Genomic DNA, 16,287 nt, shown 5'->3' on the forward strand with positions numbered 1-16,287 from the left:
GCGATCAGGCGCGGACGCTAAGGTCGTCGCTGCTTTCCCCATCCCGTATTGCGCTCCACCATGCGTCCTGCTTTGATTACCATGATCGCGAGAAGGCCGCGCCGGATAGACTGCCCTGGAGGGCATTGGCGCGGGAACAAAGGATTGTGGCGGTATCGCGGGCGCGCCTGCTGGCTGGCAGCGGCGCCGCTCATGCACACCGCCTGACCCGCCCCCATTCCGGAGACACTGCAATGGCGATCTACGACAACATCCTCGACACCATCGGCCACACGCCGGTGGTCAAGCTGCAACGTCTGGCACCGAGGCACACCAGCCTGTACGTCAAGGTCGAAGCGTTCAATCCCGGTGGCTCGGTCAAGGATCGCCTTGCCATGGGGATCGTGCTCGACGCCGAGGCGCGCGGCCTGCTCAAACCCGGCGACACCATCGTCGAGGCGACTTCCGGCAACACAGGCGTGGCCCTGGCGATGATCGCTGCCGCTCGCGGCTACAACTTTGTCGCGACCATGGTGGAGACCTTCTCGATCGAACGGCGCAAGTTGATGCGCGCCTATGGGGCCAAGGTGATCCTGACACCGGCCGCAGAACGCGGCAGCGGCATGGTGCGCAAAGCAGAAGAACTGGCCAAAGAACACGGTTGGTTTTTGGCACGGCAGTTCGCCAACCCGGCCAATCCTGCCTACCACCGCAACACCACCGCCACGGAAATCCTGCGCGATTTCGCCGGCCGCCGGCTGGACCACTTCGTCAGCGGCTGGGGCACCGGCGGCACCCTGACCGGTGTCGGCGAAGTGCTGCGAATCGCACGCCCGGAGGTGCGCATCATCGCCAGCGAACCGGCCGGTGCGGCGTTGCTGCAAGGCCAGGAATGGAAGCCGCACAAGATCCAGGGCTGGACACCCGACTTCGTCCCCGAGGTGCTCAACCGCTCGGTCTACGACACGGTACTGAGCGTGGAGGACAACGAAGCCATCGCAACCTCACGCCGCCTCGCCGCCGAGGAAGGCATTTTCACCGGCATTTCCGGTGGCGGCACCGTCGCCACCGCATTGCAGGTGGCCGAGACTGCCGCGCCCGGTGCGGTGATTCTGGCAATGCTACCGGACACTGGCGAGCGCTACTTCTCCACACCGCTGTTCGCCGACATCAACGAAGGCAGCGACGACGACTGGCTGGCCGGACTGCCGTAATCACATCCACCGCGTTGCAGGCCACAGCGCGGCCTGCAACGCGGAAGTAAGAGTGGCTAACAAAACGTCGCGCGTCACTGTCGGGTGGGCGCGGACAGTGTGCAGGAACCGCAGTGTACAGGGGGGTACATGAGGATTCCGAGCACTGCCAGCGCCCGTCTAGCGGCGACGCAGTCGTTTTGTTAGCGCCCCCAAGACGGATCGCCCGTCTTGGTGCGATGCCGATGCCCCCTCGATCTGCACCGGCATCAGATCGAACCGCCGCTGGCCTGGACCAGCCTAGCCTTGCCTTGAAGAAGCTCTGCCACGACCGCCAACTTGCGCCGGCCATCCAAGGCTTGATCTGCTCCTCCTCCATCACTGTAGTCATCCACTGCAGTCATCGGTGTCTCCTTCGAAACGTCACACCCGCGCAGGGATTTCAGTGGGTCATTACATCGGCGCACAATTGATTTAAGATGCAGTATCGCGACGATCAGGGCCAGTTCCGGAACCGTCGCGTTTTTTGTTTTTCAATCATTTAACTAGGCAAGTTCCTGGAAACACGGTATTCGACACCTGTAACGCCAGCGGAGCCCTCATGCTTTTCGAAACGCTTGCCACCACCGGCCACGAACAAGTCGTTTTCTGCCACAACCGCGATATCGGCCTACGAGCGATCATCGCCATCCACAACACCGTCCTTGGCCCCGCGCTGGGCGGCGTGCGTATGCGTCCCTACACCAACACCGAATCGGCGCTACAGGACGCACTGCGGCTCAGCCGCACGATGACCTACAAAAACGCGCTGGCGGGGCTGAACATCGGCGGCGGCAAGGCGGTGATCATCGGCGATCCGAAAACCGACAAATCCGAGGCGCTGTTCCGCGCTTTCGGTCGCTACGTGGATTCGCTAGGCGGGCGCTACATCACCGCCGAGGACGTCGGCACCGACGTCAACGACATGGAGCAGATCTACCTAGAGACCGAATACGTCACCGGCGTGCACCAAGTACACGGCGGCTCCGGCGATCCGGCCCCGTTCACCGCCTACGGTGCGCTGCAGGCGCTGCTGGCCTCCTTGCAACGCAAACTTGGTCACGAAGAAATCGGCAGGATCAGCATCGCGGTGCAGGGCCTGGGCCACATCGGGATGGAGTTGGTGAAGCTGCTCAAGGAGCGCGGCGCCAAGCTATACGTCACCGACCTGGATCCGACGCTGGTCGAGCGCGCGGTCGCCGAATACGGCGCCGAAGCGGTGACGCCCGAGGAGATCTATGACGTCGCCGCCGACGTGCTGGCTCCGTGCGCGCTGGAAAATGCCATCGACGAAGCCAAGCTGCCACGATTGAAGGCAAAGATCGTCTGCGGCACCGCCAACAACCAATTGGCCAGTGCGGCCGTCGGCGAGGAACTGCATCGCCGCGGCATCCTCTACGCACCGGATTACGCGGTCAATGCCGGCGGCGTGATGAACGTATCGCTGGAAATCGACGGATACAACCGCGAACGCGCGATGCGCTTGATCCGTAGCATGTATCACAACCTCGGCAAGATCTTCGACCTGTCCGAGCGCGAAAATATCCCGCCGCAACAGGCTGCCGACCGCATCGCCGAGGCACGCATGCAGGCCATTGGCAAACTCAAACTGCCGCTAGGCCGCACGGCACCGCGTTCGATGGGGCATCTGCGCGGCGAATAGCGCACGTCCAATGGCGCAAAGCCTAGGCCGAATCGCGGCAGACCAACGCCACCGACAAGCGCCCTTGCCGCACCCGCTGACACGCTACCGCGCTGTCACGGTCCGCACCGGAACAGCGCGACTGAGACCTCGGCCCAACGCTACCGCCCTGGGGTCAGAACCCCAGGCGGTAGCGCAGCGAGAACACGCGATCATCGCCACGCGGACCGAAGCGCTGGTCGTAGCCCAGCCCAAGCACCGAGGTGTTCCAATGGGTCTGCAGGCTCGCGCCGAACAGACCACCGGCGCGTGCAGGTTGCAGATCGACCAGCGGCGCCCACGCGTCCAGGCCGACAAAGCGGGCCTGGCGGTCCAACCCCTGCGCGGCCAGGGTCTGCTGCCACTCGGCATAGCCCTGCAGCGACCAGCGGTGACCGCCGACGCCAGTGCGCAAGCCGGCCAGCGCCTGGCTGCGCGAGGAAGACGCGGCATCGGCCATGAGCCCGAATCCGTCGCCGCCCTGCTCGCGGAAACCATCGCTGTCGATACGACTGTAGTCGGCGCCGGCATAGGGCGTCAGCCAGGCCGGGCCACGGCCCATGCGATAGCCGATCTCGACACTGGTGGAGAGAAAGCGCCCGCTATAGCGACTGGACGCATCGGCGACGCTATCGCCGAGCAACAGACTGCGGTCGAGCTGGCGGCGGTATTGTCCACTGCCCAGTTGCGCCAACGCATACGCCTTACCGGACGTCGCACCGAAATACGCCTGACCCTGCACTTGGCGATTGCGGCTGCGATCCAGGCTCCCGGCATCGTTGGCGTGACTCTCGCCGAAGGCGACACCGCCCACCGTATGCTCGCCCAGCCGCATGTCCTGGCCCATCAACCAACCATCGAACTGGAACTGACTGCCGGCAAAGCTGCCCTGGCCGGTCTCGCCCAGTTGCTGACTCCAGGCACCGACCACACGTGGCCGCTCGACCAGCAGATCGAAGCGGCTGGACAGCGCGCGCCGCTGCAAGTCCATGGTGTCGAAGGTCATCGCACCGGCAGCAGCATGGGCTTCGCCGGACAGGCTGCGCAGCGTTGCCGTGGCCGCCGCCACCGTCGGCGACTGCTGCACCGCGCCGGCCGCTTTCAACAGGGCTCCATCGACCGTCGCCGGTGCATGCTGCAATTGCGCATCCAATCGCGCGAACGCCGCATCCACACGACTGGCCGAAGCCAGGGTGGCCGCATTGCTGATGCCGAAACCAGCCGCCGCCGCGGTGACACTCAACGACTGCAGCGTGATCGAAGCACTGGTGGCATCGTAGGACAGCGACGCGGTCACGAACACGTTCGACGGCGACGTCACCGACGCGAACGTGCCGGTCAAGCCGCCGCGGGCTTCCAACACTTTGTAGGCGGTGTTATTGACCACGTAGTCGTGCTTGCCCAGCACGTACAGCGCGCCACCCTGCAAGGTCGCGGTGCCGCCGGCCGAGAGCTTGTCGCCCACCAGCAGGGCCAACCGACCATTACTGGCCTGCACGTAGCTACCGCTCAGGCTCAAGGCCGCAGCCCCCACTTGGAAAGTACCGGCATTGAGCACGTTGCCGCCCAGTGGGCCGGTCCCGATGAAGGTCGCGCCGTTGCTGATCGCCACGTTCGAGTTGCCCAGGCTCGCCGCGCTGAGCGTGCCACCCTGCACCTGGGTATCGCCGCTGTAGCTGTTCTGAGTGCTGCTCAAGGTCAAGGTACCACTGCCCTGCTTGATCAGCCCGCCGCTACCGGCAATATCGTTGGCCCAGGTCGAACTGCCGTCGAACGCGACGGTGACATCGCCCCAATCGAACCGGGCCGGCCCCTTCACCGCCTTGCCGATGTTGAGCAGGCCATAGCCGAACGTGGGATCCACCCCAGGCGCGCCCAGGTCGGTGGCGGTGCCGAGTAGAGTCTGCCGCACCAGATCGTTGCTGAAATAGGGGAACGCCTGCCACACCAGCGTGGCGGCGCCGGACACCAACGGAGCAGCGAACGAGGTACCGCTGCCGTAGTAGTAGCTCGGATTGGCGGTGGACGTGGTCGCTTTCGGATCGACGTACACTTCAGTACCTGGCGCAACCAGGCAGTAACGCATCGCCGCGCCGCAGGCATTGGAATAGGAAGCTAACTGCGTCCCGGTCGTCGAATCCACTGCGGCCACCACCAGCCAGCCGCGCTCCAGGTCCGCAGCCGGAAGGGTGCCACCGGGTCCGGGCTGGCTCGGCAACGATGCGATGTCCGACGGCGTGGCCTTGGAATCGTTGCCCGCTGCGAACACCACCAAACCGCCATTGCTATGCACGAACGGACGGTAATCATTGGCGATCGCGTTGGTCGCGTTGGGATCGGTCCAGTAGACCCCTCCCCAGGAATTGTTCATCACCCTGACCCCGGCATTGATCAGATCCTGGTGCACGCCGCTCAAGCCGAGCCCACCGCTGACCTGATTGCCACTGCCGCTTCCGTCATCCTTGGGCTCGGTGTCAGAGATGATGCGTGCCGACACGATCTGTGCGCCTAGCGCGATGCCGCCCGGCCAGGCACCGACAGGCTTACCAGCGGCGAGTTGAGAGACGCTGGTGCCATGACCCACGACATCGTCGACATTGACGTTGTTCTTGGCCGGATCGACGTAGACCAGGTTGGACACCACACGCCCAGCCAACGCAGGATGATTGCGATTGACTCCGGTATCGACCACACCAATACGGTAACCACTGCCGTCGTAGCCGGCGGTCTGCGCCGCCAAGGCATTCGTCAGCACCAGATGCGCGTCGAACGCCGGTTGTGGCGGCGGCGGTGGCGAATTTGGAGGAGGAGGAGGTGGTGGTGGTGGTGGTGGTGGTGGTGGTGGTGGTGGTGGTGGCGGGGGAGGAGGTGAGACAGGCGGTGGATTGCCGCCGTGAACCATCGGGCTAGCGCCACCGTGCCCACCACCACAAGAAGTCAACGCAACTGCAACAGCGGCCGCCAGCAGCGACCGCGCCATCAATGTCCGCATGTTTTTCCCCTATGCCTTGAGCCGCGCGTCAATGCGCGCACTGAATTGAGTCGCCACTCAATTAACAAAACCAACGCCCCACTTGAACCCCAGCGAACTCTACACCGAAATGGCGCACTCGCGACGATGCACGATTCAAACGCGATTGGCATTGGCAGGAGCGGCAGCACGACCGATAATCAATATTACCTCTCCCCAAGGGTTTGAAATGACCGAGATCGTCATCGCCGCGGCCAAGCGCACTGCCATCGGCGCCTTCCTTGGCCAGTTCAATGGCGTCCCCACGCCAACGCTCGGCGCCGCGGCCATCCGCGCCGCGTTGGAGCAATCCGGCATCGCCGCTGTCGACGTTTCCGAAGTCATCATGGGCTGCGTGCTTCCGGCCAACCTCGGCCAAGCGCCCGCGCGGCAAGCCGCGCGCGCAGCAGGCCTGCCCGACGCCACCGGCGCGACCACCATCAACAAAGTCTGCGGGTCGGGCATGAAGGCGGTGATGCTCGGCCACGACCTGATCAAGGCCGGCTCGGCCAGCATCGTCGTCGCCGGCGGAATGGAATCGATGAGTAACGCGCCGCACCTGCTGCCCAATTCGCGCATCGGCAACCGTTACGGCAACTTTCAAGCAGTCGATCACATGGCCTGGGACGGCCTGACCAATCCCGACGACGGCCAAGCCATGGGCGTGTTCGGCGAAGCAACGGCAGAGAAGTTCGGTTTCACCCGCCAGGATCAGGACGCGTTCGCGATCGCATCGGTCACCCGTGCACAGGCCGCGCAGCGCGGCGGCGCGTTCGATGCCGAGATCGTTCCGATGCGCATCGCCACCCGCAAGGGAGAGGTGCAGGTCGCCAGCGACGAACAGCCGGACAAGTCCGACATCGCCAAAATCCCGACATTGAAGCCGGCGTTCAAGAAGGATGGCACGGTGACCGCCGCCAGTTCTTCCAGCATCTCCGACGGCGCTGCAGCACTGGTGCTACTAAGCAGCGACGATGCCGCGCGGCGCGGTATCACGCCGCTGGCACGTATCGCCGGCCACGCGACCTTCTCGCAGGCACCAGAATGGTTCACAACCGCACCGGTCGGCGCGATCCGCAAGCTGCTCGACCAAGTCGGCTGGAGCCTGGACCAGGTCGATCTATTCGAAATCAACGAGGCCTTCGCCGTGGTGGCGATGGTGCCGATCAAGGAACTGGGCCTTGACCATGCCAAGGTCAACGTCAACGGTGGGGCCTGCGCGCTTGGCCACCCCATCGGCGCGTCCGGCGCACGGTTATTGGTGACATTGCTAAACGCGTTGCGCAACCGCGGCCGCCGCCGCGGCATCGCCACCCTATGCATCGGCGGGGGCGAGGCAACCGCAGTCGCCATCGAATTGATTTGATTAGAGTTAACCCGTGCAATACAAAAATGAATGCGCGTACGCTTGACAGCCGACTTTGGCTTGTCATCATGTTAAAGGCGCGCACTCGCGCGTTGCCTAACTAAACGACGAGGATAGACACAATGAGCATCAACAAGCTGCTGATCGCAATGGCGCTAGGCCTGGCCCTGGCCGCGTGCTCGAAGCAGGAGCAGGCCCAAGACGCCGCGGCTTCCGCTAACCAGTCCGCCACCGAAGCCCAGGCTGCTGCCGACCAGTCCGCCGCTGCCGCTGCCCCGACCGCAGACGCAGCCCAGGCTGCTGCCGACACCGCCGCGACCGCAGCCAACACTGCTGCCGATGCCTCGGCCGCCGCCGCCGCTGCCCCGACCGAAGCTGCTGCCGACAAGGCTGCCGACACCGCCAAGGCTGCGGAAGCAACCGCTGACAAGGCCAAGGAAGCCGCCGAAAAAGCCAAGAAGTAATCACTTCTTGCTTCAGGCACGTCTGAGAAAGCCGCTGGTTCGCCAGCGGCTTTTTCTTTGCCCTGCAACAAGACCTGTCTGCAGAAGCCGCTATCGTCTGCGCAATTCAAAACAGCTTTGCGGCAGGAACAGGAATTGCCACGCCCTCCTAGTCCGTATCGACTTCGCACTACGCATGAGCTGCAGCGCTATCTCACAGCCGCAATGGCCTAAGCTGCGGCCAGCCAGTGCCACTGAACTCCCTCTGCGCCAGGGTCTGCCAACGGCAACACAGATTTCTGAATCCGAGTACGCGCCGATGCACCGCCTTGACGCAGACTGCATGCAGCGGCAACTAGTCTGCGCCAAACACCATGTCGACCGAGAACGCGCATGAACAAAACTACGATTTTGACCCTGTTAGCAACGCTGACGCTGACCGCCTGCCAAGGCCCCGAAGCCCAGCAGGCGCAGCGCGACGCCAAGGCCGCCGCCGAGGAAACCAGCAAAGCCGCAAAGGAAGCCGCAGACCAGGTCGCGCAAACCGGGCGCGAGGTCGCTGCCGACGCGCGCGACGCCGCGCATCGCGCCGCTAACTCCGAGTCAGTGCAGGATGCTACGGCTGCCGCCAAGGAGATGGCCGCCGATGCCAGCGAGGCCACCGCCGAGGCCGCGAAAAAGGTCGCCGAAAAAGCCCGCGAAAACGCCGACGCAGATCCGCATAACGCTCACAAAGAGCGGCACTGAGCTTATGCCCTCGCCCCCGCCTTCACCCGCGCGGACGAGGGAGCGCAGCCTTATATGCGGCGGAATTTTTTCGTGACATAGGCCGAAGGCGATTAACGCGGAGCGCTCACTTTGCCAATGTCGACTCTTCATCGCGTGCGGGCCAGGACCCGCTTTGCTCTCCTGTTCTCCGCCACGGTATTCGTGGCAATCGGGTTCGGCGTGTTTTCGGGAGCACAACGCGCCATTTCCGATGCCGCACTGGTGGCGCATACGCACGAAGTGCTGCGCAATATCGACGAGGTGCAGTCCACACTGCTGATGAGCGAATCTTCGTTGCGCGGATACGAGCTGACCGACAACCAAGCCTACCTGAGCACCTACCACGACAGCGCCGAGCGGGTACCGCGGCAACTAGCGCAATTACGCGCGCTGGTGGCCGACAATCCGGTGCAGATCGCCAACGTCCGTGTCCTGCAACACCTGGCGAATACACGCCTGGCACAGATGCGGCAGTTACTCGACACCTACCAGCGCGCGGGCCTCATCGCCCTGCAGCGCGCGATGGGAGCCGAGGTTTTCCAGAATTCCAGTGCGATCCGCGATCATATGCAGCAGATGATCGAACTGGAGCAACGGTTACTGCAAAGCCGCGATCGCTCCAACCAGCGCAGCGCCGACCTGCTACTAGGCCTGGCACTGGCAGGAATTCCATTAGGCCTGGGCGGCGTCTGCGTGGTCTACGCGCTGTTGTTCCGCGAATTGCGCAATCGCAGCGCGGCAGAACAGGCCGCTTCGGTCGCCAACGAAAAGCTGGAGGCCAGCATCCTGGAACTGGAGCGCACCACTGCCGACCTCAATGCACTCAGCCGCTACTCCGGCCTGCTACAGAGCTGCATGGATCCGACCGAGGCATTGACGGTGACCACGCGCCTGCTTGCCGCATTGATACCCGACAGCGGCGGCAGCATCTACCTGCTGCGCGCCTCGCGGGACAGAGCAGAGCAGATCGTCACCTGGGGTCAGCCGTCAGTGCGCAGCGAACCGATAGTGACACCACATGACTGTTGGGCGCTGCGCCGCGACAAGAGCCACTTCGTCAACGCACAGCGGCACGACTCTGCCTGCACGCACATGCTCGACGATCCACAGAGCATCGGCGCCAGTACCGCCTGCATTCCGTTGTCGGCGCAGGGCACGCAGTTGGGCTTCGTCTTCTTGGCAGGTTCTGGCCCTGGGCCACTGCCGCGCATCGCCATCGCCGAAGCTGCTGCCGAGCAGTTGTCTCTGGCACTGAGCAATCTGCGCCTACGCGAGTCGCTGCGCCTGCAATCGATCCGCGACCCGCTCACCGGCCTGTTCAATCGCCGCTACCTGGAAGAGTCGTTGCAGCACGAACTGGCCCGCTGCGAACGCCGTTCGATGCCACTGTCGCTGCTGATGCTGGATGTGGATCACTTCAAGCAATTCAATGACGTGCATGGCCACGGCGGCGGCGACAGCCTGCTGGCGGCGGTCGGGCAGATGCTGTCCTCGCGACTACGGGGCGAAGACATCGCCTGCCGCTACGGCGGCGAGGAATTCACCGTGATCCTGCCTGAAACCGGCCCCGAAGAGGCACTGGTGATCGCCGAGCACATCCGTGCCGCCGCCCCACAACTCAATGCCAATCTGGACGGCAAGGCGTTGCCTGGGGTCACGCTATCGATCGGACTCGCCAGCTATAGCCGCGACGGCACAGTCGCCACTACCCTGCTGCGCAAAGCCGATGCGGCGCTGTACCGGGCCAAGCGCAGCGGTCGCAACCAAGTACAACAGTACGATTCAATACTGGATGACATCAGCTAAACCGGTCGCCCCCAAATGCGACGACGGTCCCGATTGGCGATAAAGATCACAAAATCGACGCGTTAGAGCAGCCATAGTGGCGTTTTCCCCCGACTGGAGACGACGACCATGTCCATTTGGAAAGATCAGGGTTCAACGCGCAAGGACGGCCCCGTCCCCGGTAACGGCGCCGCGCCAGCGGATCCACGCCCCACGGGCGAAGCGCTCGGCAACGAACCGCTGACCAGCATTGCCGCCGCCCCAACACCAACCCCCGCCCCTACCCCTGTCCGCTCATCGACACCGGCGGCCAAAGAATCGCTGATCGCCGCCGACATCAGCATCGAAGGCAAGATCGAAGGCAGCGGCCATATTCGCATTGCCGGCAAGTTCAAGGGCGACGTCAACGTGCAAGGCGATCTGACCATCGAGACCGGCGCTAAGCTGAGCGGTGGCGTGCGCGCCGAGAAGGTCATCATTGCAGGCGAACTGGAAGGCAATATCGAATCGGCTTCGCGGGTGGAACTGCTGGCTTCCGGCGCGCTGATCGGCGACGTGAAGGCCGGATCGCTGACTGTCGCCGCCGGCTCGCGGATGCGTGGCCAAGCCGACTTCGGCTGGGAAGACGACAAGCATGGCCGCAAGCCGGCCAAGGCCACGGAGTCAGACACCGGCGCATGAGTAGTCCGCGTCCTGGCACCCCGGGAGCGACCCGGACCTGCCCGCACTGCCGGGCCACAATCCTGGAAAGTGCCAGCGTCTGCCCGGCGTGCAAGCACCATTTGCGCTTCGACTCGGCAGTGCTGCAGCAATCGGCGCCGTCGGCGATGGTGCCGCTGCGCGTAGACGGCACCATCCGCCATCCCGCCGATGGCACCGCGTGGGAGTACAGCGTGCTGGTGAGTATTCGCAACGGACGCGGCGAGGAGATCAAGCGGCAGTTGGTCGGAGTCGGGGCCATGCTCAATGGCGAGGAACGCACGTTCACCCTGTCGGTGGAGGCGACTCCGGTGAAGAGCAGCAAACGGGGGAAACTCTAGGAGCCAACGGTGCCATCCGCAGGAACGTATGGCCAGTATTGTCCCAAACCACGGCGATGCCCTATTGGCAATCTGGAACAGCGGCGTCAGCTAACGGCTCCAGAATTGGTACATCGCCACATGCGCCTGACGTTGCGCCGGGTATCAGCTCAGCGCCACGTCCAAGTCCGGCGCCTCGCGGACACAGGCGCTCAGCTCCAGGCATCCATCAGCGCCATGTTGCCCCACTCCCCGAGTTGCGGACTCATCTTATTTACTGAGACCGGACGCCCCCTTAAGACCATACATAGTCGCCCCTGAAAAACTTCACACACCCTTGCAGAGCCAGGATTGCAAGCTTCGTCATGCACCCTGTATTTGCCCGTTTTCGCTAATTTTGACGCGTTTTTCTTGCAGTGCCAGCGTCGACCTACCGCTGATGAGCGACCTGTATCGGTGAATCCTGTGCGCAATGGATGCCTGGGGTTGCTGATCCAATTGATGGCCCAATTGCTGCAACTCAAGCATGCCGATGCCCTGTCCGGTGAGACCATGCTCGGTTTTTCAGAGACAACCGATTACTTGCGATGCTTTTCGTGTCAGATCACCGCAACCAAATGGTTCACAGCGGTGTTTCTCGCTTCTTGAAACCGCCTTCTTATTCTGTCTACGCACGGATACAACCGCTCCATACAATGCGCGAACATATCTCGCAAACCACCACTTTCCCTGATCCCGAATACCCCTGATAGGAGTCGATCCCTAATGAAAACCCTACAACTGCAAAAGCGCGTGGCATGCCTCGCAATGGCCATCGGCACCACCCTCGCATGTTCGACTGCCATGGCGGTGGAACCTCGCAATTCCGACCGCAACGTCCTGCCGGTCATCTCGGGCTCGAAGATCCGCCTTAGGACGGGATCAGAATGGTCATCATGCACCGTCGGGGCGGTGTTGGTGCCCACGAGCATCTGGCAAAGACTGACGCCGTACCAAAATGCCACACGATGGCTCGTGATTGCCAAGCACTGCGGGCCGATGTATGCGACCGTCTACTCGGGGGACCAGGCACTCGGCGCCGTCGAGTGGCAGTCTGCTGGCTCGGACATCGCGCTTGTGCGGGTATCGCCCATAGCAAATCCGACGTACACGTGGTGCCAGGCTCACCACAGCGGCGCCTCCTACTGCAATCCATACGCGGCTTATACGCCCCGCGCGCGCAATCAAGTCTTCATGCTACGCGGGGGGCGGGAAAGGCGTCTTCCTGTTGCCGGGTATTCGAACGCGCCGGATGGGCAGTTCTGCACAAGCGGTTTTGTCACCGGTGTCCGTTGCGTGTGGCGAGGCATGTCCCTCGAGCCGGGAATGCTTCGGCCGAGTTATGCCAACATCAGTGCCGCGCACGCGGACGAGTTGTACAGCCTTGACGGCGGCGACTCCGGTGGACCGGCCCTCACCTACGACCTGAATTTGATTGGGATCATCTCGTCCAGCAACACTGCCAACAGTTCCATTCTCTTCTACACGTCAATGGCAGATGTGCTGCAAGAGCTTAACAATAGCTACATGGCTGCCCCGAACAGCCTGCCCGTCGGTGCCGGCAAGGGCAATCCGCTCGCCCCCTTCGGTGAAAACGCTGGTTGGCAACTGGCCCCGGCGGACGAGGCCAACGACGACGCGGGAGCTGCCCAGACGCAGCCCATTGGCGGATAAAGACGAGCGGCTCGGCGTTCATGACGTCGGCCTACGCCCTCAGTATCCCGTGTGAGTCGTGGTAATCGCGTTTCAGTCAGCAAAGCGCTGCTTCCGTGCGGCGCTTTGTTATGTGCTTGAGTTGCACCTGAAAAACCCAGGATTCCCGTGCAAAACGAAGGATTGTTGTCAACGTCGACATCTGCAGCAGAAGCATCGGCTGGATCGTTGCGGGTTCAAGGGCGCGCAAGCTGATGCGGTGAACGCCATTGCAGCGGCAGCCGGCGACAACCTGCACTGACTGATGCGCTGGATCATGTTTTTGTGTGCCTAGCCGGGGATCATGCGGTTGCTCATGGCGCAATCAGCAACAGGCGTTGATATCGTCATTTACTGCGGGAGATTTTTCAGGGGTAACTCACTCGTCGCCATTGAAAAATCTCCCTCGGCAATCATGGTTCACATACAGCGTTGACCTGACCACCATCGGCGCCAGCACGCTAGCCGATCGCTGCGCCATGGGATGACGCAGATCGATCTGGTTCTCCAGAAGGGAACGGAACAACGCTTCGGGCGGGCGATGTTCTACGGCGGGACGTCGATTGCGCATACTTGGAAAATGCAAGAAAACCGCGCCCAATCTAACGGAAACTGGCAATCCAGGCACGTCCTCTGCGGCACAAAAGGCTTGGTGCAGGCGAGTTTGCCGGCTTTTCAGGGGCGACTACATATTGCAAGAAATCCGGTTACAGCAGGGTTTAAAACAAGCCGGATCGAGGTAAACGTTTACGCGGTCGGCGTGATATTAAAGTGACCAACGAAACGTCGCGCGTCGCTGTCGGGCGGGCGCGGACAGCGCGCAGAAACCACAACGAAGACCATCACCCACGCGCCAACGCACCGATCAACTCCGGCAACCCCACCGAGGCCGCCTCCACATTGGCCAGCACCTCGACCAGGGTGATCTCCTCTGCATCGCCGCAACCGGCCGCCCAGTTCGCCACGATCGCCAGGCAGGCGTAATCCAAGCCAAGTTCGCGCGCCAGGCCAGCCTCCGGCATGCCGGTCATGCCGACCAGATCGCAGCCGTCGCGGCGCAGCCGCGCGATCTCGGCGATGGTTTCCAGGCGCGGCCCTTGGGTGGCGCCGTAACAGCCGCCATCGACCAGCGCGGTACCAGTCACGTGTGCGGCAGCCAATATCTTGCTGCGCAGCAACGGCGAATACGGATGACCGAAATCCACGTGCAGCACCTCGCTCCCCGGCTCCTCGCACAGCGTGGAAATGCGCCCCCAGGTGTAGTCGATCAACTGATCCGGACAGGCCAGCACACGCGGCCCGAAACGCGCGGTGATGCCCCCCACCGTGTTCAACGCCAGCACCCGCGACGCACCGATTTGCTTTAGCGCGGCAAGGTTGGCGCGATAGTTGATCTTGTGCGGCGGCAGCGCGTGACCTTCGCCGTGACGGGCCAGGAACGCGATGCGCTGGCCGAGCAACGTGCCAATCCGCAGCGGTCCGGACGGACTGCCGTACCGCGTGTCGACTTCGCGGGTTTCCACGTCGTCCAATTGTGCGAGTCTGTAGACGCCGGTGCCGCCGATGACGGCCAATGCGATGTGGTCCATGAAAATCCTCGTGCGGAACGTGAGCACGCCGACGGCCAACCGCCGACGCCCGGAGCGACGCGCGGAGCGCGCTATTCCTTCATCGCGTAGATTGCCGGCACATTGCGCAGGCCTTCGTTGACGTCCATGCCGAAGCCGAACACGTAACGATCCGGCACTTCCACGCCGCTGTAGTCGGCGCTCAACCCGCCGACGCAGCGGCCGTGGCGTTTGACCGCCAGCACCGCGATGCGGACATCGGTGGCCCCCTGCTCCAGGCACCACTGACGCACCGCCTGCAGGGTCAACCCCTCGTCGAGAATGTCGTCCAGCAGCAGCACGCGGCGACCGTAGAGCGCGGTGGCGGGGCGATGCTTCCACACCAACTCGCCGCCGACAGTTTCGCCGCGATATCGGGTGGCATGCAGATAATCCAGTTCCAGATCCTGACCACGGCTGCCCAGTTCCAGTGCCAGTTGCCCGGCAAACGGCAGTGCGCCATGCATGATGGTCAGGTAGACCGGAATGTCGCCGCGGTAGTCGGCGGCAATGGCATCGGCCATGCGCGCGATGGCCTGATCGAGCTGCGGACGATCGACCAGCAGGTCGGCATGAGCCTGGACCTGGGCGATGGTGAACGTGGACATCAGGCGATTTTCCCGAGAGTGGAGAGCAGATGGGATTGGGTATGGCCGTAGCGGGTATCGGCCAGCAAGCCATCCCAACCGAGGCCGCCACGACCGATCAGGCCGAGCAGCGCAGCGGTGTTGCACGGACGATCGCGCACGGCCAGCAACGATTCGGCGACCAGTTCCGGATGACAGACCAGAACCACATCGCAGCCAGCATCCAGATGCGCGGTCACGCGCGCAGCGACACCGCCCACAGCGAATGAAGCGGCCATCCCGATGTCGTCGGAGAACACCACGCCGCGGAAGCCGAGTTCCTCGCGCAGAATCTGCTGGATCCAGCGCGACGAATAGCCAGCCGGCTCCGGCGCCACCTGCGGATAGACCACATGCGCCATCATCACCGCATCGGCACCGGCGGCGATGCCGGCGGCGAACGGCACCAGATCTTCCTGGCGCAGTGTCTCCAGCGCGCGCGGGTCCTCGGCACGGTCGACGTGGGTGTCTTCCCGCACCGTGCCGTGGCCCGGGAAGTGCTTGAGCGTGGCGCCCATGCCAACGCTGTGCATGCCACGCACGTAGGCGCCGGCAAACGCGGCCACCACCTGCGGATCGTCGCTGAAGGCGCGATCACCGATCGCGCGATTGCCGCGCGCCAGATCCAGCACCGGGGCGAAACTCAGATCCACACCGCTCGCGCGCACTTCGCTGGCCATGAGCCAGGCATGCTGTTCGGCCAGCGCCAGGGCGGCTTCGGGATCGCGCGCGTAAAGCGCACCGAAGCCCTGCAGCGGCGGCAATGCGCTGTATCCGTCACGGAAGCGCTGCACGCGACCGCCTTCCTGATCCACACAGATCAGCAGCGGCCGTGGCGCAGCGGCGCGAATCGCCGCGCTCAGTTCGCTCACCTGTGCGCGCGAGGCGAAATTACGTTTGAACAGAACCACGCCGGCCACCGCGTCGTGCTGCAGCCAGTCGCGTTCCTGCGCGGTGAGTTCGGTACCAGCAACGCCGATCGCGAGCATGCTTGAGTCTCCTGCCAGCGCTGTTCAAGCGCGTCTAGGCCGGTATTGTCG

The 16,287-nt window shown here is 63.4% G+C and carries 15 protein-coding genes and 1 other RNA gene; 11 read left to right on the plus strand and 5 right to left on the minus strand.

Annotated features, from left to right (window positions below; translation table 11 throughout):
• Positions 1–233: 233 nt before the first annotated feature.
• Positions 234–1,193, plus strand: coding sequence for a cysteine synthase A (cysK, locus tag XaFJ1_RS12250; RefSeq protein ID WP_012916996.1), 960 nt, complete (start codon positions 234–236; stop codon positions 1,191–1,193).
• A gap of 54 nt (positions 1,194–1,247) precedes the next feature.
• On the opposite strand, the gene XaFJ1_RS12255 is transcribed toward cysK, so the two are convergent.
• Positions 1,248–1,324: non-coding RNA, sX9 sRNA (locus XaFJ1_RS12255), on the minus strand.
• 449 nt (positions 1,325–1,773) lie between these two features.
• On the opposite strand from XaFJ1_RS12255, the gene XaFJ1_RS12260 reads away from it, so the two are divergent.
• On the plus strand, positions 1,774–2,874 hold the full coding sequence (locus XaFJ1_RS12260; RefSeq protein WP_012916997.1) for a Glu/Leu/Phe/Val dehydrogenase dimerization domain-containing protein: 1,101 nt from the start codon (positions 1,774–1,776) through the stop codon (positions 2,872–2,874).
• Between the two features lie 154 nt (positions 2,875–3,028).
• Here XaFJ1_RS12260 and XaFJ1_RS12265 read toward each other — a convergent pair whose 3' ends face one another.
• Positions 3,029–5,647, minus strand: coding sequence for an autotransporter serine protease (locus tag XaFJ1_RS12265; RefSeq protein WP_238988311.1), 2,619 nt, complete (start codon positions 5,645–5,647; stop codon positions 3,029–3,031).
• Between the two features lie 445 nt (positions 5,648–6,092).
• Here XaFJ1_RS12265 and XaFJ1_RS12270 point away from each other — a divergent pair, with 445 nt between their 5' ends.
• The 9 genes from XaFJ1_RS12270 to XaFJ1_RS16570 all read left to right on the plus strand — a co-directional run bounded on the left by XaFJ1_RS12270 (position 6,093) and on the right by XaFJ1_RS16570 (position 13,789).
• Positions 6,093–7,268: a thiolase family protein gene (locus tag XaFJ1_RS12270; RefSeq protein ID WP_012916999.1), complete on the plus strand. Its 1,176-nt coding sequence runs from the start codon at positions 6,093–6,095 to the stop codon at positions 7,266–7,268.
• A gap of 122 nt (positions 7,269–7,390) precedes the next feature.
• On the plus strand, positions 7,391–7,732 hold the full coding sequence (locus XaFJ1_RS12275) for a hypothetical protein (protein WP_012917000.1): 342 nt from the start codon (positions 7,391–7,393) through the stop codon (positions 7,730–7,732).
• A gap of 372 nt (positions 7,733–8,104) precedes the next feature.
• Complete coding sequence (locus XaFJ1_RS12280) at positions 8,105–8,458, plus strand: hypothetical protein (protein ID WP_012917001.1); 354 nt, start codon at positions 8,105–8,107, stop codon at positions 8,456–8,458.
• Between the two features lie 117 nt (positions 8,459–8,575).
• Entirely contained in the window at positions 8,576–10,285 is a 1,710-nt protein-coding gene (locus tag XaFJ1_RS12285; RefSeq protein ID WP_012917002.1) for a sensor domain-containing diguanylate cyclase, read from the plus strand.
• Between the two features lie 108 nt (positions 10,286–10,393).
• Positions 10,394–10,945, plus strand: a complete 552-nt coding sequence (locus tag XaFJ1_RS12290) for a bactofilin family protein (RefSeq protein ID WP_012917003.1) — start codon at positions 10,394–10,396, stop codon at positions 10,943–10,945.
• Complete coding sequence (locus XaFJ1_RS12295; RefSeq protein ID WP_012917004.1) at positions 10,942–11,304, plus strand: hypothetical protein; 363 nt, start codon at positions 10,942–10,944, stop codon at positions 11,302–11,304. The genes XaFJ1_RS12290 and XaFJ1_RS12295 overlap by 4 nt, the downstream gene beginning before the upstream one ends.
• A 435-nt stretch (positions 11,305–11,739) precedes the next feature.
• A complete protein-coding gene (locus tag XaFJ1_RS12300) occupies positions 11,740–11,931 on the plus strand; it encodes a hypothetical protein (protein ID WP_155393563.1) in 192 nt (63 codons plus the stop codon).
• Positions 11,932–12,048: 117 nt separating this feature from the next.
• On the plus strand, positions 12,049–12,996 hold the full coding sequence (locus XaFJ1_RS12305) for a chymotrypsin family serine protease (RefSeq protein WP_012917005.1): 948 nt from the start codon (positions 12,049–12,051) through the stop codon (positions 12,994–12,996).
• A 502-nt stretch (positions 12,997–13,498) separates the two neighbouring features.
• A complete protein-coding gene (locus tag XaFJ1_RS16570) occupies positions 13,499–13,789 on the plus strand; it encodes a hypothetical protein (RefSeq protein WP_045756994.1) in 291 nt (96 codons plus the stop codon).
• Between the two features lie 67 nt (positions 13,790–13,856).
• On the opposite strand, the gene XaFJ1_RS12315 is transcribed toward XaFJ1_RS16570, so the two are convergent.
• From XaFJ1_RS12315 to nagZ, 3 genes are all read right to left on the minus strand, one after another.
• Positions 13,857–14,603 (minus strand): S-methyl-5'-thioinosine phosphorylase, encoded by a 747-nt coding sequence (locus XaFJ1_RS12315; RefSeq protein ID WP_012917006.1) that lies wholly within the window; start codon positions 14,601–14,603, stop codon positions 13,857–13,859.
• A gap of 71 nt (positions 14,604–14,674) precedes the next feature.
• Complete coding sequence (locus XaFJ1_RS12320; protein WP_012917007.1) at positions 14,675–15,229, minus strand: hypoxanthine-guanine phosphoribosyltransferase; 555 nt, start codon at positions 15,227–15,229, stop codon at positions 14,675–14,677.
• Positions 15,229–16,236 carry a beta-N-acetylhexosaminidase gene (gene nagZ, locus XaFJ1_RS12325; RefSeq protein ID WP_012917008.1) on the minus strand — a complete coding sequence of 336 codons (1,008 nt, stop codon included), beginning with the start codon at positions 16,234–16,236 and terminating at the stop codon, positions 15,229–15,231. The genes XaFJ1_RS12320 and nagZ overlap by 1 nt, the downstream gene beginning before the upstream one ends.
• Positions 16,237–16,287 lie beyond the last annotated feature (51 nt).

It is taken from the genome of Xanthomonas albilineans (assembly GCF_009931595.1).
Taxonomy (GTDB): domain Bacteria; phylum Pseudomonadota; class Gammaproteobacteria; order Xanthomonadales; family Xanthomonadaceae; genus Xanthomonas_A; species Xanthomonas_A albilineans.

Bases quoted from the DNA above. Each gene is read 5' to 3' on its own strand.
- cysK (WP_012916996.1), top strand. From the start codon at position 234: ATGGCGATCTACGACAACATCCTCGACACCATCGGCCACACGCCGGTG.
- XaFJ1_RS12260 (WP_012916997.1), top strand. From the start codon at position 1,774: ATGCTTTTCGAAACGCTTGCCACCACCGGCCACGAACAAGTCGTTTTC.
- XaFJ1_RS12270 (WP_012916999.1), top strand. From the start codon at position 6,093: ATGACCGAGATCGTCATCGCCGCGGCCAAGCGCACTGCCATCGGCGCC.
- XaFJ1_RS12275 (WP_012917000.1), top strand. From the start codon at position 7,391: ATGAGCATCAACAAGCTGCTGATCGCAATGGCGCTAGGCCTGGCCCTG.
- XaFJ1_RS12280 (WP_012917001.1), top strand. From the start codon at position 8,105: ATGAACAAAACTACGATTTTGACCCTGTTAGCAACGCTGACGCTGACC.
- XaFJ1_RS12285 (WP_012917002.1), top strand. From the start codon at position 8,576: ATGTCGACTCTTCATCGCGTGCGGGCCAGGACCCGCTTTGCTCTCCTG.
- XaFJ1_RS12290 (WP_012917003.1), top strand. From the start codon at position 10,394: ATGTCCATTTGGAAAGATCAGGGTTCAACGCGCAAGGACGGCCCCGTC.
- XaFJ1_RS12295 (WP_012917004.1), top strand. From the start codon at position 10,942: ATGAGTAGTCCGCGTCCTGGCACCCCGGGAGCGACCCGGACCTGCCCG.
- XaFJ1_RS12305 (WP_012917005.1), top strand. From the start codon at position 12,049: ATGAAAACCCTACAACTGCAAAAGCGCGTGGCATGCCTCGCAATGGCC.
- XaFJ1_RS16570 (WP_045756994.1), top strand. From the start codon at position 13,499: ATGACGCAGATCGATCTGGTTCTCCAGAAGGGAACGGAACAACGCTTC.
- XaFJ1_RS12315 (WP_012917006.1), bottom strand. From the start codon at position 14,603: ATGGACCACATCGCATTGGCCGTCATCGGCGGCACCGGCGTCTACAGA.
- XaFJ1_RS12320 (WP_012917007.1), bottom strand. From the start codon at position 15,229: ATGTCCACGTTCACCATCGCCCAGGTCCAGGCTCATGCCGACCTGCTG.
- nagZ (WP_012917008.1), bottom strand. From the start codon at position 16,236: ATGCTCGCGATCGGCGTTGCTGGTACCGAACTCACCGCGCAGGAACGC.